The organism is Saccharothrix sp. NBAS 001 (genome assembly GCF_056640475.1).
In genome coordinates this window covers 7,617,327-7,639,866 of record NZ_CM153251.1, presented here as the reverse complement: position 1 = coordinate 7,639,866, position 22,540 = coordinate 7,617,327, and the positions used below count along the sequence as shown (strand labels likewise).

At 70.8% G+C, this 22,540-nt stretch carries 26 protein-coding genes; 18 read left to right on the top strand and 8 right to left on the bottom strand.

Going from position 1 to position 22,540, the window contains the following annotated elements; all coding sequences use genetic code 11:
* Positions 1 to 9: 9 nt before the first annotated feature.
* From AC0HI0_RS33355 to AC0HI0_RS33345, 3 genes are all read left to right on the top strand, one after another.
* The gene (locus AC0HI0_RS33355) at positions 10 to 1,179 is read left to right on the top strand and encodes a pyridoxal phosphate-dependent aminotransferase (RefSeq protein WP_480927446.1); all 1,170 of its coding nucleotides are present in this window, start codon (positions 10 to 12) and stop codon (positions 1,177 to 1,179) included.
* A gap of 62 nt (positions 1,180 to 1,241) precedes the next feature.
* Positions 1,242 to 1,418: a hypothetical protein gene (locus tag AC0HI0_RS33350; RefSeq protein WP_480927445.1), complete on the top strand. Its 177-nt coding sequence runs from the start codon at positions 1,242 to 1,244 to the stop codon at positions 1,416 to 1,418.
* 46 nt (positions 1,419 to 1,464) lie between these two features.
* Positions 1,465 to 2,274: a potassium channel family protein gene (locus AC0HI0_RS33345; protein WP_480927444.1), complete on the top strand. Its 810-nt coding sequence runs from the start codon at positions 1,465 to 1,467 to the stop codon at positions 2,272 to 2,274.
* Here AC0HI0_RS33345 and AC0HI0_RS33340 read toward each other — a convergent pair.
* Positions 2,252 to 2,845 (bottom strand): HAD family hydrolase, encoded by a 594-nt coding sequence (locus tag AC0HI0_RS33340; protein ID WP_480927443.1) that lies wholly within the window; start codon positions 2,843 to 2,845, stop codon positions 2,252 to 2,254. The genes AC0HI0_RS33345 and AC0HI0_RS33340 overlap by 23 nt on opposite strands.
* Entirely contained in the window at positions 2,842 to 3,861 is a 1,020-nt protein-coding gene (locus tag AC0HI0_RS33335; RefSeq protein ID WP_480927442.1) for a threonine aldolase family protein, read from the bottom strand. The genes AC0HI0_RS33340 and AC0HI0_RS33335 overlap by 4 nt, the downstream gene beginning before the upstream one ends.
* A 152-nt stretch (positions 3,862 to 4,013) precedes the next feature.
* On the opposite strand from AC0HI0_RS33335, the gene AC0HI0_RS33330 reads away from it, so the two are divergent.
* The 7 genes from AC0HI0_RS33330 to purB all read left to right on the top strand — a co-directional run bounded on the left by AC0HI0_RS33330 (position 4,014) and on the right by purB (position 10,461).
* The gene (locus AC0HI0_RS33330; RefSeq protein WP_480927441.1) at positions 4,014 to 4,532 is read left to right on the top strand and encodes a SigE family RNA polymerase sigma factor; all 519 of its coding nucleotides are present in this window, start codon (positions 4,014 to 4,016) and stop codon (positions 4,530 to 4,532) included.
* Between the two features lie 17 nt (positions 4,533 to 4,549).
* A complete protein-coding gene (locus AC0HI0_RS33325) occupies positions 4,550 to 5,296 on the top strand; it encodes a hypothetical protein (protein ID WP_480927440.1) in 747 nt (248 codons plus the stop codon).
* A 211-nt stretch (positions 5,297 to 5,507) separates the two neighbouring features.
* Positions 5,508 to 5,831, top strand: coding sequence for a DMT family transporter (locus AC0HI0_RS33320; protein WP_480927439.1), 324 nt, complete (start codon positions 5,508 to 5,510; stop codon positions 5,829 to 5,831).
* Positions 5,832 to 5,844: 13 nt separating this feature from the next.
* Positions 5,845 to 6,432: a TetR/AcrR family transcriptional regulator gene (locus AC0HI0_RS33315; protein WP_480927438.1), complete on the top strand. Its 588-nt coding sequence runs from the start codon at positions 5,845 to 5,847 to the stop codon at positions 6,430 to 6,432.
* Positions 6,433 to 6,589: 157 nt separating this feature from the next.
* Positions 6,590 to 7,120 carry an RNA polymerase sigma factor gene (locus AC0HI0_RS33310; RefSeq protein ID WP_480927437.1) on the top strand — a complete coding sequence of 177 codons (531 nt, stop codon included), beginning with the start codon at positions 6,590 to 6,592 and terminating at the stop codon, positions 7,118 to 7,120.
* Entirely contained in the window at positions 7,117 to 8,022 is a 906-nt protein-coding gene (locus AC0HI0_RS33305; RefSeq protein ID WP_480927436.1) for a hypothetical protein, read from the top strand. Before AC0HI0_RS33310 ends, AC0HI0_RS33305 begins: the two co-directional genes overlap by 4 nt.
* A 1,008-nt stretch (positions 8,023 to 9,030) precedes the next feature.
* Positions 9,031 to 10,461 carry an adenylosuccinate lyase gene (gene purB, locus AC0HI0_RS33300; RefSeq protein ID WP_480927435.1) on the top strand — a complete coding sequence of 477 codons (1,431 nt, stop codon included), beginning with the start codon at positions 9,031 to 9,033 and terminating at the stop codon, positions 10,459 to 10,461.
* Here purB and AC0HI0_RS33295 read toward each other — a convergent pair.
* The 4 genes from AC0HI0_RS33295 to AC0HI0_RS33280 are packed head-to-tail and all read right to left on the bottom strand — an operon-like array spanning position 10,458 to position 13,363.
* The gene (locus AC0HI0_RS33295; protein WP_480927434.1) at positions 10,458 to 10,883 is read right to left on the bottom strand and encodes a hypothetical protein; all 426 of its coding nucleotides are present in this window, start codon (positions 10,881 to 10,883) and stop codon (positions 10,458 to 10,460) included. The two genes, purB and AC0HI0_RS33295, sit on opposite strands and share 4 nt — an antisense overlap.
* A gap of 49 nt (positions 10,884 to 10,932) precedes the next feature.
* On the bottom strand, positions 10,933 to 11,682 hold the full coding sequence (locus AC0HI0_RS33290; protein ID WP_480927433.1) for an amino acid ABC transporter ATP-binding protein: 750 nt from the start codon (positions 11,680 to 11,682) through the stop codon (positions 10,933 to 10,935).
* Positions 11,679 to 12,512, bottom strand: coding sequence for an amino acid ABC transporter permease (locus tag AC0HI0_RS33285; RefSeq protein ID WP_480927432.1), 834 nt, complete (start codon positions 12,510 to 12,512; stop codon positions 11,679 to 11,681). Before AC0HI0_RS33285 ends, AC0HI0_RS33290 begins: the two co-directional genes overlap by 4 nt.
* A complete protein-coding gene (locus AC0HI0_RS33280) occupies positions 12,509 to 13,363 on the bottom strand; it encodes an ABC transporter substrate-binding protein (RefSeq protein WP_480927431.1) in 855 nt (284 codons plus the stop codon). Before AC0HI0_RS33280 ends, AC0HI0_RS33285 begins: the two co-directional genes overlap by 4 nt.
* 110 nt (positions 13,364 to 13,473) lie before the next feature.
* On the opposite strand from AC0HI0_RS33280, the gene AC0HI0_RS33275 reads away from it, so the two are divergent.
* Both AC0HI0_RS33275 and AC0HI0_RS33270 read left to right on the top strand, forming a co-directional pair.
* Positions 13,474 to 14,361, top strand: a complete 888-nt coding sequence (locus AC0HI0_RS33275) for a phosphoribosylaminoimidazolesuccinocarboxamide synthase (RefSeq protein ID WP_480927430.1) — start codon at positions 13,474 to 13,476, stop codon at positions 14,359 to 14,361.
* 216 nt (positions 14,362 to 14,577) lie between these two features.
* On the top strand, positions 14,578 to 15,297 hold the full coding sequence (locus AC0HI0_RS33270) for a DUF2334 domain-containing protein (RefSeq protein WP_480927429.1): 720 nt from the start codon (positions 14,578 to 14,580) through the stop codon (positions 15,295 to 15,297).
* On the opposite strand, the gene AC0HI0_RS33265 is transcribed toward AC0HI0_RS33270, so the two are convergent.
* Entirely contained in the window at positions 15,219 to 15,830 is a 612-nt protein-coding gene (locus tag AC0HI0_RS33265) for an MBL fold metallo-hydrolase (RefSeq protein WP_480927428.1), read from the bottom strand. The genes AC0HI0_RS33270 and AC0HI0_RS33265 overlap by 79 nt on opposite strands.
* Before the next feature lie 113 nt (positions 15,831 to 15,943).
* Here AC0HI0_RS33265 and AC0HI0_RS33260 point away from each other — a divergent pair, with 113 nt between their 5' ends.
* Positions 15,944 to 17,071: a trypsin-like serine peptidase gene (locus AC0HI0_RS33260; RefSeq protein ID WP_480927427.1), complete on the top strand. Its 1,128-nt coding sequence runs from the start codon at positions 15,944 to 15,946 to the stop codon at positions 17,069 to 17,071.
* Between the two features lie 33 nt (positions 17,072 to 17,104).
* On the opposite strand, the gene AC0HI0_RS33255 is transcribed toward AC0HI0_RS33260, so the two are convergent.
* Positions 17,105 to 18,073, bottom strand: coding sequence for an NAD-dependent epimerase/dehydratase family protein (locus AC0HI0_RS33255; protein WP_480927426.1), 969 nt, complete (start codon positions 18,071 to 18,073; stop codon positions 17,105 to 17,107).
* Positions 18,074 to 18,235: 162 nt separating this feature from the next.
* Between AC0HI0_RS33255 and AC0HI0_RS33250 the strand changes: the two genes are divergently transcribed.
* The 5 genes from AC0HI0_RS33250 (at position 18,236) to purL (ending at position 22,523) form a co-directional block, all read left to right on the top strand.
* Complete coding sequence (locus AC0HI0_RS33250) at positions 18,236 to 18,775, top strand: hypothetical protein (protein ID WP_480927425.1); 540 nt, start codon at positions 18,236 to 18,238, stop codon at positions 18,773 to 18,775.
* Between the two features lie 137 nt (positions 18,776 to 18,912).
* A complete protein-coding gene (locus tag AC0HI0_RS33245) occupies positions 18,913 to 19,206 on the top strand; it encodes a hypothetical protein (RefSeq protein ID WP_480927424.1) in 294 nt (97 codons plus the stop codon).
* Positions 19,207 to 19,357: 151 nt separating this feature from the next.
* Positions 19,358 to 19,597 carry a phosphoribosylformylglycinamidine synthase subunit PurS gene (purS, locus tag AC0HI0_RS33240; RefSeq protein ID WP_360727202.1) on the top strand — a complete coding sequence of 80 codons (240 nt, stop codon included), beginning with the start codon at positions 19,358 to 19,360 and terminating at the stop codon, positions 19,595 to 19,597.
* Complete coding sequence (gene purQ, locus AC0HI0_RS33235) at positions 19,594 to 20,265, top strand: phosphoribosylformylglycinamidine synthase subunit PurQ (protein WP_480927423.1); 672 nt, start codon at positions 19,594 to 19,596, stop codon at positions 20,263 to 20,265. The genes purS and purQ overlap by 4 nt, the downstream gene beginning before the upstream one ends.
* Positions 20,262 to 22,523, top strand: a complete 2,262-nt coding sequence (purL, locus tag AC0HI0_RS33230) for a phosphoribosylformylglycinamidine synthase subunit PurL (protein ID WP_480927422.1) — start codon at positions 20,262 to 20,264, stop codon at positions 22,521 to 22,523. The genes purQ and purL overlap by 4 nt, the downstream gene beginning before the upstream one ends.
* Positions 22,524 to 22,540: the final 17 nt, after the last annotated feature.

The following is a 22,540-nucleotide window of genomic DNA, read 5'->3' as shown; positions in this document are numbered from 1 at the left end:
CCTGGAGCCATGCTGGGTGTAGCCGCACGGGCCGACGTGCCGCCGTTCCACGTCATGGACATCGTGTCCGCCGCCGCGCGCCGGCAGCGGACGCACGGTGACGTCGTCTCGCTGGCGGCGGGCCAGCCGGCCGGTTCCGCGCCGGAACCGGTGCTGCGGGCGGCCGAGAAGGCGCTGCGCGAGCAGACCCTGGGCTACACCGAGCAGCTCGGGATCGTGGAGCTGCGGACGGCGCTGGCCGGGCACTACGAACGCCAGTACGGGCTCGCGGTCTCGCCGGACGACGTCGTGATCACCACGGGCTCGTCGGGCGCCTTCCTGCTGGCGTTCCTGGCCTCCTTCGACGCCGGTGCGCGGGTCGCGCTGGCCCGCCCCGGCTACCCGGCCTACCGCAACATCCTGCGCGCGCTGGGCTGCGAGGTGGTCGAGCTGCCGTGCGGGCCGGACACCCGGTTCCAGCCGACCGTCGGGATGCTGGACGAGGCCGGCCCGCTGGACGGCCTGGTCGTGGCGAGCCCGGCCAACCCGACCGGCTCGGTGCTCGACCCGGGCGAGCTGAAGGGGCTGGCCGAGTGGTGCGCCGAGCGCGGCACCCGCCTGGTCAGCGACGAGATCTACCACGGCATCAGCTACGGCGCGCCGCTCGCGTGCGCGTGGCAGACCTCGCGGGACGCGATCGTGGTCAACTCGTTCTCCAAGGCGTTCGCGATGACCGGCTGGCGGCTGGGCTGGATGCTGCTGCCGGCGCAGCTGCGGCGCGCGGTGGACTGCCTGACGGGCAACTTCACCCTCTGCCCGCCGGCGCCGGCCCAGTACGCGGCGGTGGCCGCGTTCGAGCCCGAGTCCTACGCGCAGACCGCGCGGCTGGTCGAGGGCTACCGGCGCAACCGGGACGTGCTGCTGGCCGGGCTGGCCGAGTTGGGGATCGACCAGGTCGCGCCGGCGGACGGGGCGTTCTACGCCTACGCGGACGTCTCGCACCTGACCGACGACACGATGGCGTTCTGCCGCCGGCTGCTGGCGGACACCGGTGTCGCGATCGTGCCGGGCCTGGACTTCGACCCGGTGCACGGGCACGAGTTCGTGCGGATGTCGTTCGCCGGGTCGGCGGGTGACATCGAGGAGGCGCTGCGGCGGCTCAAGGGCTGGATCCCGCCCCGGGTGGATTCGGCCCGGTAGATTCGGTCCCGGGTGTGGCCCTGATCAGGAACCCGCACGTCACGTCGTACGTTGGAGGGGACATGGTCAAGATAATCCTGTGGCTGCTGGCGGCCTGGCTGGTGCTGTCGCTGGTCGGCGCGGTCGTCAAGGGGCTGGTGTGGCTGGCGGTGATCGGCGGGGTGCTGTTCCTCGCGACGGCCGCGTACGGCGCGATCAAGAGCAGCAGCGCCCGGAAGGGCATCAAGGGGCCGCGCTAGGCCGTCCGGTCTGGAATACCGCAGGCCGAGGGGTCACCATGGGGCGGTGACCGACGAGCACCGCCTGGCGGGCTGGGAGCGGCGGGCCGAGTGGCCGCTGACGGCGTTGGCCGTCGTCTTCCTGGTGGCCTACGCCTGGGAGGTGCTCGACAACCGCGCGACGCCGGGGCTGCACGTGGTCCTGGAGGTCGTGCTGTGGGCCGTGTGGCTGGTGTTCGCGGTCGACTACGGCGCGCGGTTCGTGCTGGCCGCGGACAAGCGCCGGTTCTTCGTCACGCACCTGTTCGACCTGCTCGCGGTGTTGCTGCCGATCGTCCGGCAGTTGCGCGTGCTGCGCCTGCTCACCGTGCTGAAGGTGCTCAACCGCCGGTTCTCCGGCAGGGTCCGGCACCAGATCGGCGTGTACGTCGCCGGGGTCACGACGCTGGTGGGGTTGTGCGCGTCGCTGGCCGTGCTGGACGCCGAGCGCAACCAGGCCGGCGCCACCATCACCACGTTCGGTGACGCCGCCTGGTGGACGCTGACCACGATCTCGACGGTGGGTTACGGCGACCGGTACCCGGTGACGTGGGAGGGCCGGCTGGTCGCGGCGCTGCTCATGATCGGCGGGATCGCGCTGCTCGGCGTGATCACCGGGACGATCGCGTCCTGGCTGGTGGAGCGGTTGAGCGGGGTGGAGGGTCAGGTGGCGGAGGCCGAGCAGGCCACCCTGGCCGAGTTGCGGTCGCTGAAGGCCGAGCTGGCCGAGCTGCGGGCCGAGCTGCGGGGCGGGTCGGCGGGTGGGCCCGGGGTCGGGGCGGGTGCCCGGTCGGGCGTCGTCGAGGGGCCGCCGGTCAGCGGAGCAGGCCGAGTCTGACCAGTTCGGCGCGGGCCTGGGCGGCGTCGCGCCAGTGGACGCCGGTGAGGCCGGCTTCGGTCGCGCCGTCGGTGTTCTCCTCGCGGTCGTCGAAGAAGACGGCGTCGCGGGTGCCCAGGCGGTCGGCCAGGACGCTCCAGATCGCGGGCGCGGGTTTGATCACGCCGAGGTCGCCGGAGAACACCAGGTGCCGGAAGTGCCGCGTCCACGGCTGCTTCGAGGCGATCCGGCCGAACGACGACGGCGCGTTGGACAGCAGCGCCAGCGGCACGTCGGCGGCGGCCAGCTCCTCGATCAGCGCGATCGCGGCGGGCGAGGTCACCAGCCAGCCCTCGAAGTCCACGGCGGTCAGGTCGAGCACCAGCTCCTCGGACACCTCGCGATCCAGTTCGCGGCCCACCGACTGCCAGTACTCGACCTCGGAGATGCCGTGGTCGTAGGCGTTGCGGAACGCCCAGTAGGGGTTGGCGAACCGCTCCGGCGGCACGTCCAGCAGCCCGGCCAGCCGGTCCAGGTTGCCGTTGGCCTCGCTGATCACGTTCCCGTAGTCGAACACCACCCAGCGGCTCATGAGCTGACCGACTGGATCCGGCGCAGGGCTTCGGCCACGTCGGCGGCGTTCACGTCGCGGTGCGTCACGAATCGAACTTTCCCCGCCATCGGCCCGGCATAAACTCCGAGGTGCCGAAGTCCCGTGAGGGTCACCTCCAGGTCCGGCACGCCGGCCAGCACGATGTTGGTCGCGGGTTCGTCCACCTGCCAGCCCAGTTCGGCCAGGCCCTTGGCGAGGGTCTGGGCGTTGGCGTGGTCGGCCGCCAGGTCGTCGATCCGGTCCAGCCCGACCAGCCCGGCCGCGGCCAGGACTCCGCCTTGGCGCACGCCGCCGCCGAGCATCTTGCGGATCCGCCGCGCCTGCGCGACGAACGCCGTGGTGCCCGCCACGACCGACCCGACCGGCGCGCCCAACCCCTTGCTCAGGCACACCTGCACGGTGTCCACGCCCACGGTCAGCGCGGCCGGCGGCACGCCGAGCGCGACCGAGGCGTTCCACAGCCGCGCGCCGTCGAGGTGCACTTTCAGCCCGGTCTCGCGGGCGGCGGACACCAGCAGCGCGTGCTCGTCGGGCGGGGTCACCGCGCCGCCGGCCGCGTTGTGCGTGTTCTCCAGGCAGAGCAGGGTGGTCTTGAGGGTGTAGTAGGGCCCGTCCGCACCGGCGGCGGCGCGGACGGCGTCCGCCGTGAAACGCCCCGGCCGGTCCCATTCCAGGGGGTGCGGCATCCCGCCCGCGATCCACGCGGCGGTGCCGAGTTCGCTGTCCAGCACGTGCGCGCCGCGCGCGGCGAGGAACCGGTCGCCGGGCCGCAGGTGGGTGATGAGCGCGATCAGGTTGCCCATCGAACCGGACGGCACCCAGAGGGCGGCCTGCACGCCGAGCAGGTCGGCGACCCGTTCCTCCAGGGCTTTCATGGTCGGGTCGTGTTCGAGCACGTCGTCGGCGACCTCGGCGGACGACATGGCCAGGCGCATGTCCTGGTCCGGTCGGGTGACGGTGTCGGAGCGGAAGTCCAGGGGTGCGAGCTGGGTCACGAATGGATCACATCACACCGGGCAAGCCCTTACCGGTTGCCGCCTGTCGTACCACCATGGGGGTGACGCAAGTCTCGGTCAACCGGCGTGCAACCGTAAGACCGCCCGGTTCCGTCCGGTAAGTGCAAGCACGACGAGCGGAGAGAGTCCGCGTGGATCAGCGCGACGAGCAGGAGTTCGCGGAGTACTTCGCAGCTCGCCGGGAGGCCGTGCGCCGAACGGCGTTCCTGCTCTGTGGTGACTGGCACCGCGCGGACGACCTCGCGCAGACCGCGTTCGTCGCGTTGCACCGCAGGTGGCGCAAGATCCGGGACAAGCAGGCCCTGGACGCCTACGTCCGCCGGTCCGTGGTGCGCGCGGTGATCGACGAGTCGCGCCGGCCCTGGCGGCGGGAGCGCTTCGTGGACGAGGTCCCGGAGACGCCTTCGCACGACGGGGAGATCGCCGACGCGGTCGCCACGCGGGAAGCTCTGGTCGCGGGCTTGAAGCGGGTGCCGCCCCGGCAACGGGCGGTCCTCGTGCTGAGGTTCCTGGAAGGCTTGGACGTGGCGGCGGCGGCCGAGGCGCTCGGGTGTTCGGAGGGGACCGTCAAGAGCCAGACCTCACGGGGTCTGGAGGCCCTGCGCGAAGCGCTGGGCGACACGATCGACGACCTGAGACCTGCGTCGTGACCGGGAGGTGGAGGTAGGTGGACGAGCGCAAGATCGCAGAGCTGTTCCGCGACGCGGCCAACGGAGCGCCGCCCGCGTCCTTCGACGTGGGCAACGTCCGTTCGGAGTCCGCGCGGGCGACCGCGCGGCGGCGCACGCAGCTCGCCCTCGGGTCGGCGCTCGCGGTGGTCGTGGCGTTCGGCGGTGTCGTGGCGTACGCCAACTTGGTGCCGCGCGAGAACGTCAGTACGTCTGCGGGTTCCGCTGACAGCTACACGTCCCCTAACCTCAGCCCGTTCGCGGAAGCCGAACCGCGACAGGGTCAGACGCCCGCCGCACCGGAGATGAGCGGCGGGATGCCGCCCAAGAGCATCCCCGACGATCCGTCTACGCAGGGGGACGGGACATCGGGGACGACCGGTCGTCCGACGACCGGTGGCGCCTCCGGGTGCCAGGAGGTGGACCGGGAGCTCGCCGTCGCCCTCGCCGACGAGCTCCCGGCCGCCGAAGGTCTCCAGCCCTCGCACGCGGTGGCCAACTGCCCGACCGGGGCGCGTGGAGCCGGGTACCTGGTGCGGGACGAGCAGGGTGTCTACGGGGTCGTGTCGGTGGTGTTGGTGCCGCCGGGGGTGCTGACCCTGGCTTCCTCGTCGCCTGCCGAGGGGCGTGCGCCGGCGCGGGGCGGGACGGTGTTCGTGTTGAGCGAGCCGGCTCAGGGGTCGGCTGTCGGGCCGTTCGAGGGGCGGTTGAACGATCTCGCATCGCGGATCGCGGCGCGGTTCTGATCGGATTTCTCCGGATTCCTCGGCTCTCGTGGTTTGTCTGTCGTGGTTGGTTCTGCGTGAGTGCTGAGTGCTGAGTGCGGTGAGTGCTGAGTGCCCGGATGGGTGGCCTGGTGTTGTTCGTCGCGCGCAGGGGTGGGTGCCGGGCGCAGAGTGGTACTGATGTGCCAGTAATCTGGTACGGTCGTGCCAGTTTCGTTCGGAGGAGGTTGCCATGGCGTGGGCCGTGCTCATCGTGTCGGGGTTCTTCGAAGCCGGCTGGGCGGTTGCGCTGAAGCTGTCGGACGGGTTCAGCAGGCTGTGGTGGACGGTCGCGTTCGCGGTGTTCGCGCTGATCAGCTTCGCCGGGCTGGCGTGGGCGATGAAGCAGCTGCCGGCCGGGCCCGCGTACGCGGTGTGGACCGGCATCGGCGCGGCGCTGACCGCGGTGATCGGGATGATCTGGCTCGGCGACGGCGTGTCCACGCTCAAGCTGGTGTCGCTCGGGCTCATCGTCAGCGGTGTCATCGGCCTGAACCTGTCCGGTGGCGGGCACTAGTACCTTTCCCCGAATGACAGCCGCAACGCCCAAGGGCGAGCGTCGCCGCCAGGCGCTGGTCGAAGCCGCCGCAGACCTGTTGGTCGACGGTGGTTTCGACGCGGTCCGGCACCGCGCGGTGGCCGAGCGCGCCGGACTGCCGCTCGCCTCCACCACGTACTACTTCGACTCGCTGGACGACCTGGTCACCGCCGCGCTGGAGTTCCACGGCGAGCGCGAACTCGCCTACGGCAAGGCGCGCCTGGCCGAGTTGGACGTGGCGGCGTGCGGTGGGGACGCGTTCATCGACCTCGTGCTGGACCTGCTGCTCGGCCCGCCGGCGGGCGACCGGGACGCGGAAGCGGTGCTGCTGCGGTACGAGCGGCTGGTGGCCACCGGGCGGCGGCCGTACCTGCGGCCGTTGATGCGCCGGCTCAGCGGTGAGCTGCACGGGTTGTTGATCGAGATCTTCGAGCGGGCCGGGCAGTCGGTGGGGCGCGAGCGGGTCGAGGAGTTGATCGCGCTGGTGGACGGGGCGGTGGTCAACGCGTTGATCGAGATCAGCCCGGATCCTCGGGAGGCGGCGCGGCGGATGCTGGCCAAGTTCGTGACGCCGCGTTGAGTCCTGACCGCCGGGGTTGGTAACCGCTGGTGGCGTCGTGGTGACGCTTGGTGGGTTCGGACGGCGGTTGGTGGTGGGTGTCGGGGATTTTTGGTCGGTGGTGCAACCTGCGGGCCCCTTCGGACGTGAATAGAGGTGGGGGTCGGAAGGGGTTCGCATGCGCAGGGCCGACGAGCAGGCGTTTCGTGACTTCGCGGTCGGCCACGCCGCCGCGTTGCGCCGGACCGCGTACCTGTTCTGCGGCGACTGGCACACGGCCGAGGACCTGATGCAGGCCAGCCTGCTGAAGCTGTACCAGGCGTGGCACCGGGTGGAGTGGCGCGACCACCCCTCGGCGTACGCGCGGAAGGTGCTGCTGCGGACGTGGCTGGACGAGAAGCGCAGGCCGTGGCGGCGGGTGGAGCAGCGCGACGGCGAGGTGCCGGACGTGGCCGACTCGTCGTCGGACCCGGAGTTGGCCGGGGAACGGCTGTGGGCGCGCGACCTGGTGCACGCGGGGCTGCTGCACGTGCCGCCCAGGCAGCGGGCGGTCCTCGTGCTGCGGTACTTCGAGGACCTGCCGGTCAGCGAGGTCGCGGTGGCGATGGGGTGCACCGAGGGGACGGTCAAGAGCCAGACCGCGCGCGGCCTGGTCGCGTTGCGGGCCGCGGTCGAGGAGTTGGAGAAGGGGGTGGTGGTGGCGTCATGAGCGAAGCGGAGTTGCGCAAGAGCCTGCGTGCGGCGGTCGGCGACGAGCCACCGCTCAACTTCGACGCGGATGCATTGATCGAGCGTGCGCAGGGCGTGCGGGCCGCGCGGAAGCGGCGTCGGGCGCTGGTGGCGGTCGGGGTGGCGACGGTCGTGCTGATGGGGACGGTGTTGTCGCTGCCCGGGGTGTTCTCGGTGCGCGACGGGGGTCTCAACGGTGGTGTGATCGACGCGTTGAGCGGTCGCGACCTGACCACGTCGGTTCCCCCGTCGGTCGGGACCGTGTTGCCGGAGGCCGCGCCTACGCCCTCGGGGTCGGTGTCGACCCGGTCGCCGGGAGCGCAGGTCCCGGGAATCGGGTTTCCGGGAGGGCAGTCGTCGGGGGCGGTGGTTACCGCGCCACCGGGGTCGGGGGTGTTCGATGCGCCGTCGCCGGAGAAGTTGAAGATCTTGTCGGGGTACCTGGCGGGCCGGTTCGCGGACGTGGTGCCCGGGGTGTCGGAGGTGCGGGCGGAGTTCGCGGACGACGCCACGAAGGGCCGGTCCGGGGTGGTGAGCGGGTTTGTTTACTTCGTGGACGGGGAGGGTAGTGGTGGGGTTGTGATCCACCTGAGCAGCCCGCCGGCCGTTGTCACCGCGGACGAGTTCTGCGCTGGGATGACGTGCGAGTACAAGGAGCGGCAGTCCGATGGCACGGTGTTGGGGTTCGCGCGGTCTAGCAGCGGGTCCTCGCCGAACCTGATGAGTCTTTCGGTTGCGCACTTCCGGGCGGACGGCACGGTGGCCCAGATCACCGGCTACAACTACGACCCGGCGCAGGGCGGGAAGATCCGTGACAAGGTGCCGGTGACGGTCGATCAATTGGCTGCCCTGGTCACGGATCCCAAATTGTTCGCATTCTGACCGGCCGGTTGGTTGGGCGGCTTGGTGGTTGGTGGCTGGTCGCCCGGCTTCGGTGCGGGTGATGTGGTGTGCCTTCAGTGGACCTTTTCCCCTGGGCGGCGGGCGCAGGCTTAGAGGACTGCGTCCGTCGTCCGTCCAGGGGGCGGGCGTCATTGGGATTGACGCGCTGGTGGTTGTGGTGAATTCGGCACGGGGTTGGGTTTTGGGCGTGGGGTCGGGCTCGGAGTCGGGTGCTGGGGCGGGTTCTGGGTTGGGCTTGGCGTTGAGCTTGGTGGTGGGGTCGGTGGTGGGTTTGGTGGTGGGCTCTCAGTGTTTTCGCCTGGGAATGTCGGTCCCTCGTGGGATAATGGTGTCGGGGGCCGGAGGCCGGAGGCCACGATCGTGGCCTTTGAGGGTTCGCTGACCTGCGATTTTGCCTCTGGGTGGGTATCCGCTGCCGGTATTCGCTGCCGGCATCTGCGGCGGTGGTCGCCCGGTCGCTGGGTCGAGTTGGCTTGGTGACGGCCGGCAGTCGACAGCAGGGGTGAAAGGCAGGGGTGAAAGGCAGGGGTGAAAGGCAGGGGTGAAAGGCAGGGGTGTAAGACAGGGGTTAAAGGCGTGGGTAAGGCTGGAGATGAGGGATAAAAGCGGACGCTCGCCGCTGGGCAGGCCGCCGGGGGAGGAAAAGCGCGCCGTGTTCTCCCCGTATGGCCTGGTCTGAGACAACCGCGCTTGGCTGGGCAGCGCAAGCGAAAAGCGTGCTTGCGCTGCCCAGCCAAGCGCGGTTCGCTGCGCGCAGGCCATACGGGGAGAACACGGCGGGGGCTGGGCTTTGAAGCTGGCTGGCGGGGCGTTGTGTGGGCTTTTCTTTGTTTGCGTATGTGTGTGTAGGTTTTGCGTATGTGTGTAGTGGGGCCTGTGTGAAGTGGGCACCTGTGTGTACGCGTACACGTTTGTGTGTGCGTGTGTGTACGTGTGTGTGAGGCGCGTGTGGGGAGTGGGGGCTGGGAGGGTGGGTAGGCTTGGGCGGTGACTAGCAAGCCGCGTATCGCCAACGTCCTCGCAGGTCGCTATGCCTCCGGTGAGCTGGCCACCCTGTGGTCCGCCGAGCACAAGATCGTGTTGGAGCGGCAGCTGTGGCTTGCCGTCCTCCGGGCTCAGGCAGGGCTCGGGGTTGCCGTTCCGGTGGAAGCCGTGGCTGATTACGAGCGGGTTGTGGAGCAGGTCGATCTTGCCTCCATCGCCGCTCGGGAGCGGGTGACCCGGCACGACGTCAAGGCTCGGATCGAGGAGTTCAACGCCCTTGCCGGGCACGAGCACGTGCACAAGGGCATGACCTCGCGTGACCTCACCGAGAACGTCGAGCAGCTCCAGGTCCTCCGCTCGCTCGAAGTGGTCCGGGGCAAGGTTGCCGCTGTGCTGGTGCGGTTGGCGCGGTTGGCTGCCGAGCACACCGATCTGGTCATGGCCGGGCGTTCGCACAACGTTGCCGCGCAGGCCACGACGTTGGGCAAGCGGTTCGCCTCTGCCGCTGACGAGACGTTGGTCGCCTTCCACCGGCTCGACGAGTTGATCGCCCGCTACCCGTTGCGCGGCATCAAGGGACCGGTCGGCACGGCGCAGGACATGCTGGACCTGATGGACGGTGACCACGCCAAGCTCGCCGAGCTGGAGCAGGCCGTTGCGGGGCACCTCGGCTTCTCCAAGGTGCTGACCAGCGTCGGCCAGGTCTACCCGCGTTCGCTGGACTTCGACGTGGTGTCGAGCCTGGTCCAGCTGGCCGCCGGGCCGTCGAGCCTGGCCAAGACGATCCGGCTGATGGCCGGGCACGAGCTGGTGACCGAGGGGTTCAAGCCCGGTCAGGTCGGGTCCAGTGCCATGCCGCACAAGATGAACACGCGGTCGTGCGAGCGGGTGAACGGGTTCGCGGTGATCCTGCGCGGCTACTTGTCGATGGTCGGCGAGTTGGCCGGCGACCAGTGGAACGAGGGCGACGTGTCCTGCTCCGTGGTGCGTCGGGTGGCGTTGCCGGACGCGTTCTTCGCGTTCGACGGCCTGCTGGAGACGTTCCTGACCGTGCTCGACGAGTTCGGCGCGTACCCGGCGGTGGTGGCCAAGGAACTTGACCGGTACCTGCCGTTCCTGGCCACGACCAAGGTGCTGATGGCCGCCATCCGCCGTGGTGTCGGGCGGGAGACCGCGCACGAGGCGATCAAGGAGAACGCGGTCGCCGTGGCGCTCGCCATGCGCGAGCAGGGTGCCGACAACGATCTGGTGGACCGGCTCGCGGCGGACTCCCGGATCCCGCTGGACCGCGACGAACTCCAGGCCCTGCTGGACGACCGGTTGTCGTTCACCGGTGTCGCGGGCGACCAGGTGGCGTCCGTGGTCGCCCAGGTCGAGGACGTGGTGGCGAAGTTCCCGGCCGCCGCCGGGTACGTGCCGGAGCCGATCCTCTAGGGCCTGCCCCAGACGAGCCTGCCCCGTCGGGTCTTCTCGCACACCAGCGGGCTCCCGGCGGGGTCGACCGCCGACGCGCCTTCCTCGTCGCACGGGAAGCCCGGGAGGGCCACCGGGCCGAAGTCCGGCTTGGTGGGCTCCACCGCCGTGGGCTCGGTCGGCTGCACCTGGACGGGCGGCGGTGCCGGGGGCGGTGGCGGCGGTTCCTCGGTGGTCGGGTCGACCGTCGGTTCCTCGGTGGTGGGGATCGGCCGCACCGAGATGGAGGCGACGGCGGGGATCGAACTCGGGGTCTGCGACGTCGAGATGCTCGGGATCGGTACCGGGGGCGGGGCCGCCTCGGGTTTCGCGCACCCGCTGAGCAGCAGGCCGAGACCGGCGCTCGCGGCGGCGGTCGTCCAGGCTGCCTTTCGGGCCATCACGGGTAGCCAGGGTAGGGGGGCTGCCCCGTGATGCCCAAGAGTGGTCCGTTCACAGCCTGCCGGCGTCGATGATCCTCTTCAGGAACTGCCTGGTCCGGTCGTGTTCCGGGCTGCCCAGCACCTGCTCCGGCGGGCCCTGCTCGACCAGCTTGCCGCCGTCGAGGAAGCAGATCCGGTCCGCAACCTGGCGGGCGAAGCCCATTTCGTGGGTCGCCATCAGGATGGTCGCGCCCTGGGCGGCCAGCTCGCGGACCAGGGACAGCACCTCGCCGACCAGTTCCGGGTCGAGCGCGCTGGTCACCTCGTCCAGCAGCAGGAGCCTCGGCGAGTAGGCCAGCGCCCTGGCGATCGCGACCCGTTGCTGCTGGCCGCCGGACAGGCGGTCGGGGTAGCCGGCCGACCGGTCGGCCAGGCCGACCCTGGCCAGCAGTTCGCGGGCGCGCTCCTCGGCCTGGCCGCGCGGGACGCCGTGCACCTCGCGCGGGGCCAGGGTGATGTTGTCCAGCACGGTCATGTGCGGGAACAGGTTGAACGCCTGGAACACGATGCCCATCCGGCGTCGTGCGACGTCCGCGTCCACCCTGGGGTCCGAGACGTCCACGCCGTCGAGGTGGATCTCGCCGTCGTCCAGTTCCTCCAGCAGGTTCACGCAGCGCAGCAGCGTGGACTTGCCGGAGCCGGACGAGCCGATCAGCGCGACGACCTCGTGCTCGTGCACGTCGAGGTCGACGCCGGCGAGGACGGTGTTGTGCCCGTAGCGCTTGACGACGTTGCGCACCTTCAGCACGGGCGCGGTCATCGACCCCCCTGGCGTTGTTCGGCGCGCTTGGCCATGGCGTCGGCGAAGCGCGCGGACGGTATCGCGAGCAGCACGAACAACAGGCCCGCCACGACGTACGGGGTGAAGTTGAACGACTTGGCCTGCTCGATCTGCGCGGCGCGCACCGCGTCCACCGCGCCGAGCACGGAGATCAGCCCGCAGTCCTTCTGCAACGCGACGAAGTCGTTGAGCAGCGCGGGCGCGACCCGGCGCACCGCCTGCGGCAGCACGACCAGCCGCATCGTCTTGCGCGGCCCCAGCCCGAGCGACCGGGCCGCCGCGACCTGGGACGGGTGGACCGATTCAATCCCCGCCCGGAACACCTCCGCCACGTACGCGGTGTAGGCCAGGACCAGCGCGACACCGCCCAGGACCACGTAGTCGTTGGGCACGCCGGTCAGCCGCAGCGCGGGCAGCCCGAACCCGACCAGGTACAGCAGGATGATCAACGGCAGCCCGCGGAACAGGTCCACGTACGCCGTCGCGAGCACGCGCAGCGGGAACCAGACCGGCCCGCGCAGCGTGCGCACCGCCGCGATGCCCAGGGCCAGCACCAGGATCAGCGCGCCGCACACCAGCAGCACCCGCAGGTTCAGCCACAGGCCCTCCAGCACGGCGGGCAGCGAGCGCCAGGCGATCTCCAGGTTGAAGAACGAGTCCTGCACGCGCGGCCAGCCCGGCGCGCGGGTGAGCGTGAAGTAGGCGACGGCGGCGAACACCAGGGTCGAGAGCAGGGCGACCAGGGTCGAGCGCCGCGAGCGGGAACGCTTGTACGCCAAGCGTTCCCGCTGCAGATTGCTGATCGTCACTTCAGCTCGGGTGCGCTGCCCGCAGCCGACAGCCACTCCTGTTCGATCGCGGCGAGCTTGTTCTTGGAGCGCAGGGACTCCACGGCGTTGGACACGCAGCCGGTCAGCGCGCTGCCCTTGTCCAGCACGATGCCGAACTGCTCGGGCCGGCGGTCGGCACCGGGGATCTGGCCGATGATCTGGCCGTCGTCCATCTCCGCGGACGTGATGTAGAACGCCGTGGGCAGGTCCACGACCAGCGCGTCGATCTGCCCGGCCCGCAGGGCGGCCTTGGCGTCGTCGTTGGTGTTGTAGACCGCCACGTCCTGCTCGGTGGACAGCCGCTTGGCCGCCTCGAACGACGTGGTGCCGACCTGCGCGCCGATCTTGACCTTCTTCAGCTCGCCCAGCGTCTTCACGCCCGCTGCCTTCGACGACTTCAACGTGATCGCGACCTGGTCCACGTCGTAGTACGGCGCGGAGAAGTCGACGGCCTGCTTGCGCTCCTCGGTGATGGAGAACTCGTTGATGTCGGCGTCGTAGGTCTTCTTGCCGGGCTGGATGGCCGCGTTGAACGGCACCCGCGTCCAGACCACGTCGGCCTTGGCGTAGCCGAGTTCCTCGGCCACCGCGTAGGCCACGGCGGACTCGAAGCCCTTGCCGTTGGTCGGGTCGTCGTCGACGAACCACGGCGCGTAGGCGGGCTGGTCGGTGCCGAAGGTGATCTTGCCCGGCGTCAGGGTCGCCAGTTTGTCCTTCGAGCACGCGACGCCGTCGACCGCGGTCGGTGTCACCGGTGTCTCGTCGGCAGGGGCGCAGGCGACCGCGAACAGGGCGGCGGTCACGGTGAGTATCAGTGCGGGTGCACGCATGGGGGAAATCTTGCCGCAGGTGGGAAGACCCGCCCATGACCTGGGACGGGTCGGCTTCGGCCGGCGTCGGGGAAGCGGCGGTGGCGGGCGCGGCAAGTAGGCTGCGGGGCGTGTCGAAGCTTGCTGACTACCGCCCCGTCGCCGCCGGCAAAGTCCGCCACCTGTACGAGGTGGACGCGGAGTTGCTGCTGCTGGTGGCGTCGGACCGGATCTCCGCGTTCGACCACGTGCTGGCCTCGGAGATCCCGGACAAGGGGCGCGTGCTCACCGCGATGAGCGTGTTCTGGTTCGAGAAGTTCGCCGACCTGGTGCCCAACCACGTGGTGGCCTGGGACGACCCGAGGATCCCGGCCGAGGTGCGCGGGCGCGCCCTGCTGGTGCGCAGGCTGGACATGGTGCAGGTGGAGTGCGTCGCGCGCGGCTACCTGACCGGCTCGGGGATCGTCGAGTACCGCGAGTCCGGGTCGGTGTGCGGCGTGGCGCTGCCCGCCGGGCTGGTGGAGGCGTCGGAGCTGGAGAAGCCGATCTTCACGCCGGCGACCAAGGCCGCGCTGGGCGAGCACGACGAGAACGTGTCCTTCGAGCACGTGGCGGCGGAGGTCGGCGCGGAACTCGCGGAGCGGCTGCGGGAGGCGACGCTGGGCGTCTACTCGGCGGCCCGGGAGTTCGCGCGGTCGCGCGGGGTGATCCTGGCGGACACGAAGTTCGAGTTCGGGCTGGACGGCGCGGGCGCGCTGGTGCTGGGTGACGAGGTGCTCACGCCGGACTCGTCGCGCTACTGGCCGGCGGACGGGTACCAGGCGGGGAGGGTGCAGCCGTCGTTCGACAAGCAGTTCGTGCGGGACTGGCTGACCTCGCCCGCGTCGGGCTGGGACCGGGCGTCGGACACGCCCCCGCCGGCCCTGCCGGACGACGTGGTGGCCGCGACCAGGGACCGGTACGTCGAGGCTTACGAGCGGATCACCGGTCTGTCGTTCGGCGACTGGATCGGTGCTTAAGGGCTTGGTGGGGGGCTCTGAATGGGTGGGGGCTCTGTCGGTGTGTTAGGGCATTAAGGGTGTGTGGGGGCTCTGACGGGCGGGGAGTGGGCGGGGTGACGGTGGGCTGGCTCAGTCGTCTGTCGGGTGAAGGCGGCGCGTAAGTTCGCTCGATCGGTTACGGAATGTCACCTGGCTGTCAAGCCGGCGTCACGCCGGTGCGGCGCACTGGGTGGCATGGTCGCCACCCTCGTGGTTTCGCTGTCCGGCATCGGGCCCCGCACGCTTGGCCGGTGCGCCGACCTCGTCGCCGAGCTGGACCGGCGTTCGGTGCCGTTGTCGCTGCTCCTGGCACCGCGCAAGTTCGTGCCGGGTGAGGCGCTGGAGTGGGTCCGGGAGCGGGTTCGCGGGCGGGACGCGCTGGTCCTGCACGGGTTCGACCACAGCACCGACCCGTGTCACCGGGCGGTGTCGTTGCGCAAGCGGGCCGAGTTCTCCGCGTTGCCCGCGCACGAGGCCGGGTTGCGGCTGGTCGCGGCGCGGGCCGCGGTGCACCGGTTGGGGTTGCGCACGGACGTGTTCGCGCCGCCGAGCTGGCTCGCGTCCCCCGGCACGCTGGTCGCGCTGCGCCGGCACCGGTTCGCGGTGTGCGCGGACATGGCCGGGGTGCGCGACCTGCGCACCGGGGACGTGCGCGCCGGCCGGGTGCGGATGGTCGGCGAGCACTGGAGCCACCTGCTCAGCGTGGGCCGTGCGGCCCGGCGCGGCGGGTTCGTGCGGCTCGGCGTGGACGCCGCCGACCTGGACCGGATCGGCGTGCGTGACATGGTGCTGGAGTCGGTCGAACTGGCCCTGCACCACGGGGCCGAGGCGGTGACCTACAGCTCGACCGACTCGCCGCGCGGCAGCACCAGGAACTCCGTGCCCTCGGGCGAGGTGCCGGCCAGCACCCGGTAGTACAGGTCCGTCCGGGCCAGGATCGCCTCGTGGATCGGCACGGCGACCCGGGGCCCGACGGCGGCCAGGAAGTCGGCGGCCTCGGAGAGCTTCATCCACGGCGCGGCGGCCGGCGCGGCCAGCACGTCCACCTTCTGCTCGGGCACGGTGAGCGAGTCGCCGGGGTGGTAGAACGCGCCGTGGTCGACCAGGTAGCCGACGTTCACCGGCACCTCGATCGCCGGGTGGATCTGCTCGTGCGGCGCGTCGATCACGTGCACGGACGCGCCGGCGACGGTCAGCACGTCACCCGGCCGGGCGGGGGTCGCGCCTTCCAGTTCCTCGGCCGAGTAGAGCCGGGCCTCGGGGTTGTTGGCGAGCAGGTCGGGCAGGCGCGCGGTGTCCAGGTGGTCCAGGTGGTGGTGCGTGACGAGCACCGCGTCCAGGCCGGTGACCTCCTCGAAGCCGGTCGACCAGGTGCCCGGGTCGAACAGCAGCCGGGCCGTGCCGGTGTCCACGAGCACGCACGAGTGTCCGAAGTGGACGATCCGCATCCCTTTGTCCCCTTTGTTGCGATTTTCCGACGTTCGGCGGGCTGACACCCGCCGGTGGCGTCCGGGAGCATCACTGGTTGTAACCATCCCTGCTCACAACGTGAGGTGAACCAGTGCGAGGCACCCTGCGCCTCTTTGCTGCCGCCCTGCTCGTTGTACCCGTCCTGGCCGGAACCGCAAGCGCGGCCGAGCACTTCGAGCAGACCCGGCAGGTCGGCCAGGACGAGGTCGTGTCGACCGTCCTGGCCGGGTCGTCGCCGTCGACGACGGTCTTCCGGCCCGGCTCGTGGTACCTGAAAGCCCACTTCACCGGCCTGCGGCTGGTCGGTGGCGACGTGCTGACCGTGGCCGACCCGACGGGCGCCGAGTCCTACCGGTACACCTCGGACGTCCTGGCGTCCGGCACGGCGTCGAAGGACGCCACCGGGTTCTGGGCGATGTCGGTGACCGGTGACCGCGCCGTCGTGTCCGTCCAGGGTCGGGACGGCGGTCGCGCGCACCCCGCGTCCCGGGTCGTGCTCGACAAGATCACCCGGGGCTTCACCGAAGCCGAACTGGCCGCGTCGGTCGGGCCGCAGAGCATCTGCGGCGCGAACGACTACCAGGACGCCGCCTGCTACCAGACCAGCAACCCCACCGAGTTCGGCCGCACCAAGGCCGTTGCCAAGCTCCTGCGCAACGGCGGATCGCTGTGCACGGCGTGGCGCGTCGGGCCGAACAACAAGATGCTCACCAACAACCATTGCTTCACCAGCGGCACCGGGATCGAGGTGTGGTTCAACTACCAGTGCGCGACGTGCGGCGGCACCACCTCCGCGACCGTCACGAAGGTGCTGGTGCAGACCGTGCTGAAGACCAGCACGACCCTGGACTACACGCTGTTCAGCGTCACCGACTTCGCGAAGATCAGTTCGTTCGGCTACCTGGAGCTGGACGCGCGCGTGCCCGCCGTGGGCGAGGAGATGTACGTCATCGGCCACCCGGCGGGCAAGCTCAAGAAGCTCTCCCTCCGCGACGACCAGAACGCCGGCGGGTACTGCAAGGTGTCGGCGGTCCGGGTCAACGGCGATTCCGCGCAGTCCGACATCGCCTACCGCTGCGACACGGAAGGCGGGTCGTCCGGCTCGCCGGTGCTGTCGCGGCAGACGCACAAGGTCGTCGGCCTGCACCACTGGGGCGGCTGCCCGAACCAGGGCGTGCGGATCGACCTGATCGCCGCGCAGGTCGATCCGGTGCTGTGAGTGGCTGTGGGGCCGGCGGTCGCGTAGGCGTGATCAGCTCAGGGCGTTGAGGAGGGTCTGCTCCTCGTCCAGGGAGAGGCCCGCCCGGCGTTGGCGGTCCAGCCCGAGGCCGCGCTCGTACTCCAGCGAGTCGAGCGCGGTCTCGGCGGTCGGGCGCAGGCGCAGGCCGGCGGCCAGCGCCGGGCCCGCCTCGCGGAACATCAGGGCGCGGTGGGTCTCCGGCAGCCAGAGCGGCAGGCTGCGCGGGCCCGCCCACGGCGCGATCTCCTGCTGCTGGAGGACGGACTCCGGCACGCGCACCAGTTCGGTGCCCTGCGGCGCGACCGCGCCCGCGATCTCGCCGAGCACCAGGCTCAGCGGGTTCGCCGGGCCGATCGCGTCGAACGTGCCCGCGGTGCGGTTCTCGGCGCTGTCCACGATCCACGCGGCCAGGTCGCGCACGTCGACGTGCTGGGTGGCCTGGTCCGGCACGTCCGGCACGGCCACCCGCCCGCCCCGCGACAGCCGGTTCGCCCAGTAGCCGAACCGGTCGCTCTTGTCGCCGGGGCCGGTGATCAGGCCCGCGCGGACGATGAACGCGTCGTCGTGCGCGTCGCGGACCGCGTTCTCGCTGGCCACCTTCACCGAGCCGTACCGGTCGGGGGTCTTCTCCGCGTTCGGGTCGTCTTCGAGGGGCGGGAGGGTCCGGGTGCCGCCCGGGGTGCCGTGGTCGGCGTAGACCGAGCAGCTGGAGACGAACGTCCAGTGGCCGGCGTCGACGCTGCGCAGCGCGTCGCGGACCCAGGTGACCGACATCGTGGCGACGTCCACCACCGCGTCGAACGACTGGCCGACCAGCGACCCCAGCCCCTCGTTCCGGTCGACGGGCACGTGCACCGCGCCGTCGGGCACCGGCCCGCCCTCGCCGCGCGCCGCGCACACCACGTCGTGACCCCGCCGCACCGCCTCGGCGGCGATCGCCTTGCCGAGGAACACCGTCCCGCCCAGCACCAGGATCCGCATGATCCCAACAGTGGGCTCGATCGCGTCCGGCCGCCAGCCCGTACGCCGACAGCGAACGCCGCTCACCGGATTGCCGGGAGCGAGCCGTCGTTGCTGCAACGTGCGAACACACGTTCGAGTGGACGTGGTCCGGGCGGGTGGGCGCGGTGCCGATGCACGGACGTGACCGTGCACGCCTTCGTCGACGAATCCCGCCGAAACGACACCTATTTGCCGGCGGCGGCCGTAGTGGCCCCGGCCGAGTTGAGCAAACTGCGCACCCGCTTGCGCGGCCTGTTGTTGCCCGGACAGCGGGAGTTGCACTTCCGGCGGGAGAAGCCGGTCAGGCGGAAGTTCCTGCTGTCCCGGCTGGTGGAGTTCGGCGTCGGGGTCGACGTCTACCGTGCGGATTGCCGGGATGGCGAGGAACGCGCCAGGCAGAGCTGTCTGGCGCGGCTCGTGGACGACCTGCTCGACGTGCGCGCCAACCGGCTCGTGCTGGACAGCCGCGACGCGCGGAGCAAGCACGACCTGCGGACCGTCCGCGAGGTGGTGAACAAGCGCGGCAGCGACGTGCCCTTGGTGTACGAGCACGTCGACAGCGTGGTGGAACCGTTGTTGTGGATCCCGGACATGGTCGTCGGGTGTCACGGTGTCGGCGGCGATTGGGCCCGTCGCGCGAAGCCCGCGATCAGGTCGATCATCCGACTGGATTGGCCGTAGAAAGCGCGAAGCACGGCCGACGTCCGTCCGGACGTGGACCGTGCTCACTTCCTCGGCTTACGGGCCGAAGCTGATTGAAGGTTAGCAGCTGTGCGGGCAGAACCGCGGTTCCTGATCGGGTGAAACCAGGTGAACGTGTGCCTCCCGCCACCTGTCTCGACCTGTCCACGATCCGGCGTGTGCCGGCCAGCGCGGAGCACGGGGCCGATGTGGTGTACGAGCACCTGGACAGCACCAACGAGCCGCTGCTGTGGCCGGCGGACGCCGTGGCCTGGTGCTTCGGTGCGGGTGGGGACTGGTGCCGGCGGGCCGCAGCCGTGCTGGGCGGCGTGATCGACGTCGATGGTCCCTGGAAAGCGCGAAGCGCGGCCGCCGAACGTCCGGAGGGGTGCCGCGCTCACTTCCTCGGCTTACGGGCCGAAGCTGATTGAAGATTAGCAGCTGTGCGGGCAGAACCGCGGTTCCTGATCGGGTGAAACCAGGTGAACGTGTGCCTCCCGCCACCTGTGAAGTTGATGAACACCCAGCTCAGGTAGGCTCTGCCAGTACCGCCAGCCACCTCCTACCAGGGAGCAGCCTGTCGTGGCCCGAGTCGTCGTCGACGTCATGCCGAAGCCCGAAATCCTCGACCCGCAAGGACAGGCGGTGGCCAATGCGCTGCCCCGTCTGGGTTTCGACGGAATCACCACTGTCCGCCAGGGCAAGCACTTCGAGTTGGAGGTCGCCGACGACGTCGACGACGCCGCTCTCGCCAAGATCGCCGAGACCTTCCTCGCCAACCCGGTGATCGAGGACTTCGTCGTCAGGCGGCTCGACGCATGAGGGTCGGGGTCATCACGTTCCCCGGCACGCTGGACGACGTCGATGCCGCCCGCGCCGTCAAGTACGCCGACGGCGAGGCCGTGCCGCTCTGGCACGCCGACCACGACCTGAAGGGCGTCGACGCGGTCATCGTGCCCGGCGGCTTCTCCTACGGGGACTACCTGCGGGCCGGGGCCATCGCGCGGTTCGCGCCGGTGATGCAGGAAGTGGTCGAGGCCGCCCGCAAGGGGATGCCCGTCCTGGGCATCTGCAACGGGTTCCAGATCCTCTGCGAGGCCCACCTGCTGCCCGGCGCGCTCACCCGCAACGACAAGTTGCACTTCGTGTGCCGCGACCAGTGGCTCCGGGTCGAGAACAGCGACACCGCGTGGACCTCGCGCTACGACCGGGGGGCCGAGATCCTGGTCCCGCTGAAGTCCGGCGAGGGCGGCTACCAGGCCGACGCGGACACCCTCCGCGAGCTGGAGGACGAGGGCCGCGTGGTGTTCCGCTACGTCGGCGGCAACCCGAACGGGTCGCGCAACGACATCGCGGGCATCTCCAGCGCGAACGGCCGGGTGGTTGGCCTGATGCCGCACCCGGAGCACGCGATCGACGCCCTCACCGGCCCGACCGACGACGGCCTGGGCATGTTCCTGTCCCTGCTCGACGCGGTGGTAAGCGCATGACCCTGGACACCGTCAAGAACGCCGAGGCGACGCCCGAGCAGGACCAGCCCTACAAGGAGCTGGGCCTCAAGGACGACGAGTACAGCCGCATCCGGGAGATCCTGGGCCGCCGCCCGACGGACGCCGAACTCGCGATGTACTCGGTGATGTGGAGCGAGCACTGCTCCTACAAGTCGTCCAAGGTGCACCTCAAGTACTTCAGCGACACCACCACCGACGAGATGCGCGCCAAGATGCTCGCGGGCATCGGCGAGAACGCCGGCGTGGTGGACATCGGCGACGGCTGGGCGATCACGTTCAAGGCCGAGTCGCACAACCACCCGTCCTACGTCGAGCCCTACCAGGGCGCGGCGACGGGTGTCGGCGGGATCGTGCGGGACATCCTGGCGATGGGCGCGCGCCCGCTGGCCGTGATGGACCCGCTGCGGTTCGGGCCGGCCGACGCGCCGGACACCCGGCGGGTGCTGCCGGGGATCGTGGCGGGCGTCGGCGGCTACGGCAACTGCCTGGGCCTGCCCAACATCGGCGGCGAGGTCGTGTTCGACGCGACCTACGCGGGCAACCCGCTGGTCAACGCCCTGTGCGTGGGTGCGATGCGGGTCGAGGACCTGCACCTGGCGCACGCCTCGGGCACCGGCAACAAGATCATCCTCTACGGCGCGCGCACCGGTCTGGACGGCATCGGCGGCGTGAGCGTGCTGGCCAGCGAGACGTTCGACGACACGGCCGGCAAGCGCAAGAAGCTGCCGAGCGTGCAGGTCGGCGACCCGTTCACGGAGAAGGTGCTGATCGAGTGCTCGCTGGAGCTGTTCCGCGAGCGCCTGGTGGTCGGCATCCAGGACCTCGGCGGCGCGGGCCTGTCCTGCGCCACCAGCGAGCTGGCCTCCGCCGGTGACGGCGGGATGCGCGTGCACCTGGAGCGGGTCCCGCTGCGGGCCACCGGCATGACGCCGGCGGAGATCCTGTCCAGCGAGTCGCAGGAGCGCATGTGCGCGGTCGTGCGGCCGGAGGACGTGGACGCGTTCATGGCGGTCTGCGCCAAGTGGGACGTCATCGCCACCGAGATCGGCGAGGTCACCGAGGGCGACCGGCTGGTGATCACCTGGCACGACGAGGTCGTGGTGGACGTCCCGCCGCGCACCGTCGCGCACGAGGGCCCGGTGTACCAGCGGCCGATCGAGCGCCCGGCGGACCAGGACGAGCTGGTCGCGAACACCCCGGACGCGCTGCCCCGGCCCGCCCGGGAAGACCTGCTGGGCCTGGTCAAGACGATGGCCGCGTCGCCGAACCTGGCGTCCAAGCGGTGGGTCACCCAGCAGTACGACCGGTACGTGCGCGGTGGCACGGTCCTCGCGCAGCCGGCCGACTCGGGCATGATCCGGATCGACGAGGACACCAACCGGGGCGTGGCGCTGTCCACGGACTGCAACGGCCGCTACACCCGGCTCGACCCGTACGCGGGCGCGCAGCTCGCGCTGGCCGAGGCGTACCGGAACGTGGCGACCAGCGGCGCGACGCCGGTCGCGGTCACCAACTGCCTGAACTTCGGCTCGCCGGAGGACCCGGGCGTGATGTGGCAGTTCGAGCGGGCCGTGAAGGGCCTCGCGGACGGCTGCGTCGCGCTGGGCATCCCGGTGACCGGCGGCAACGTCTCCTTCTACAACCAGACCGGCGCGACGGCCATCCTGCCGACGCCGGTGGTGGGCGTGCTCGGCGTGATCGACGACGTCCGCCGCCGCATCCCGACCGGGGTGGGCGCGGAGGCCGGCGAGACGTTGATCCTGCTCGGCGAGACGCGCGCGGAGTTCGGCGGCTCGGAGTGGGCGCACGTCGTGCACGGGCACCTGGGCGGCGTGCCGCCGAAGGTGGACCTGGCGCGCGAGAAGCTGCTGGGCGAGGTCCTGGTGGCCGGGTCGCGGGACGGGATGCTCTCCGCCGCGCACGACCTGGCCGAGGGCGGCCTGGCGCAGGCGCTGGTGGAGACCTGCCTGATCGGCGAGACCGGCGCCCGGGTGTTCCTGGAGGGCGACCTGTTCACCGAGCTGTTCAGCGAGTCCGCGGGGCGGGTGCTGGTCGCCGTGCCGCGCACGGAGGAGCTGCGGTTCACCGACATGTGCACGGCGCGCGGTCTGCCGTGGCGCAAGGTCGGCGTGGTGGACCCGGAGTCCAACTCGCTGGAGGTCCAGGAGCTGGGTCAGCTCGACCTCGACGAGCTGCGCGCGGCCTGGGAGGGCACCCTCCCGGCCCTGTTCGACTGAGGTGGTGGGTGGTCGGG

Bases quoted from the DNA above. Each gene is read 5' to 3' on its own strand.
- AC0HI0_RS33350 (WP_480927445.1), top strand. From the start codon at position 1,242: ATGGTCAAGATAATCCTGTGGCTGCTGGCGGCCTGGCTGGTGCTGTCG.
- AC0HI0_RS33290 (WP_480927433.1), bottom strand. From the start codon at position 11,682: ATGACCGCGCCCGTGCTGAAGGTGCGCAACGTCGTCAAGCGCTACGGG.
- AC0HI0_RS33265 (WP_480927428.1), bottom strand. From the start codon at position 15,830: ATGCGGATCGTCCACTTCGGACACTCGTGCGTGCTCGTGGACACCGGC.
- AC0HI0_RS33255 (WP_480927426.1), bottom strand. From the start codon at position 18,073: ATGCGGATCCTGGTGCTGGGCGGGACGGTGTTCCTCGGCAAGGCGATC.
- AC0HI0_RS33280 (WP_480927431.1), bottom strand. From the start codon at position 13,363: ATGCGTGCACCCGCACTGATACTCACCGTGACCGCCGCCCTGTTCGCG.
- AC0HI0_RS33355 (WP_480927446.1), top strand. From the start codon at position 10: ATGCTGGGTGTAGCCGCACGGGCCGACGTGCCGCCGTTCCACGTCATG.
- purQ (WP_480927423.1), top strand. From the start codon at position 19,594: ATGAGGGTCGGGGTCATCACGTTCCCCGGCACGCTGGACGACGTCGAT.
- AC0HI0_RS33320 (WP_480927439.1), top strand. From the start codon at position 5,508: ATGGCGTGGGCCGTGCTCATCGTGTCGGGGTTCTTCGAAGCCGGCTGG.
- AC0HI0_RS33340 (WP_480927443.1), bottom strand. From the start codon at position 2,845: ATGAGCCGCTGGGTGGTGTTCGACTACGGGAACGTGATCAGCGAGGCC.
- AC0HI0_RS33315 (WP_480927438.1), top strand. From the start codon at position 5,845: ATGACAGCCGCAACGCCCAAGGGCGAGCGTCGCCGCCAGGCGCTGGTC.
- AC0HI0_RS33270 (WP_480927429.1), top strand. From the start codon at position 14,578: ATGGTCGCCACCCTCGTGGTTTCGCTGTCCGGCATCGGGCCCCGCACG.
- AC0HI0_RS33305 (WP_480927436.1), top strand. From the start codon at position 7,117: ATGAGCGAAGCGGAGTTGCGCAAGAGCCTGCGTGCGGCGGTCGGCGAC.
- AC0HI0_RS33310 (WP_480927437.1), top strand. From the start codon at position 6,590: ATGCGCAGGGCCGACGAGCAGGCGTTTCGTGACTTCGCGGTCGGCCAC.
- purL (WP_480927422.1), top strand. From the start codon at position 20,262: ATGACCCTGGACACCGTCAAGAACGCCGAGGCGACGCCCGAGCAGGAC.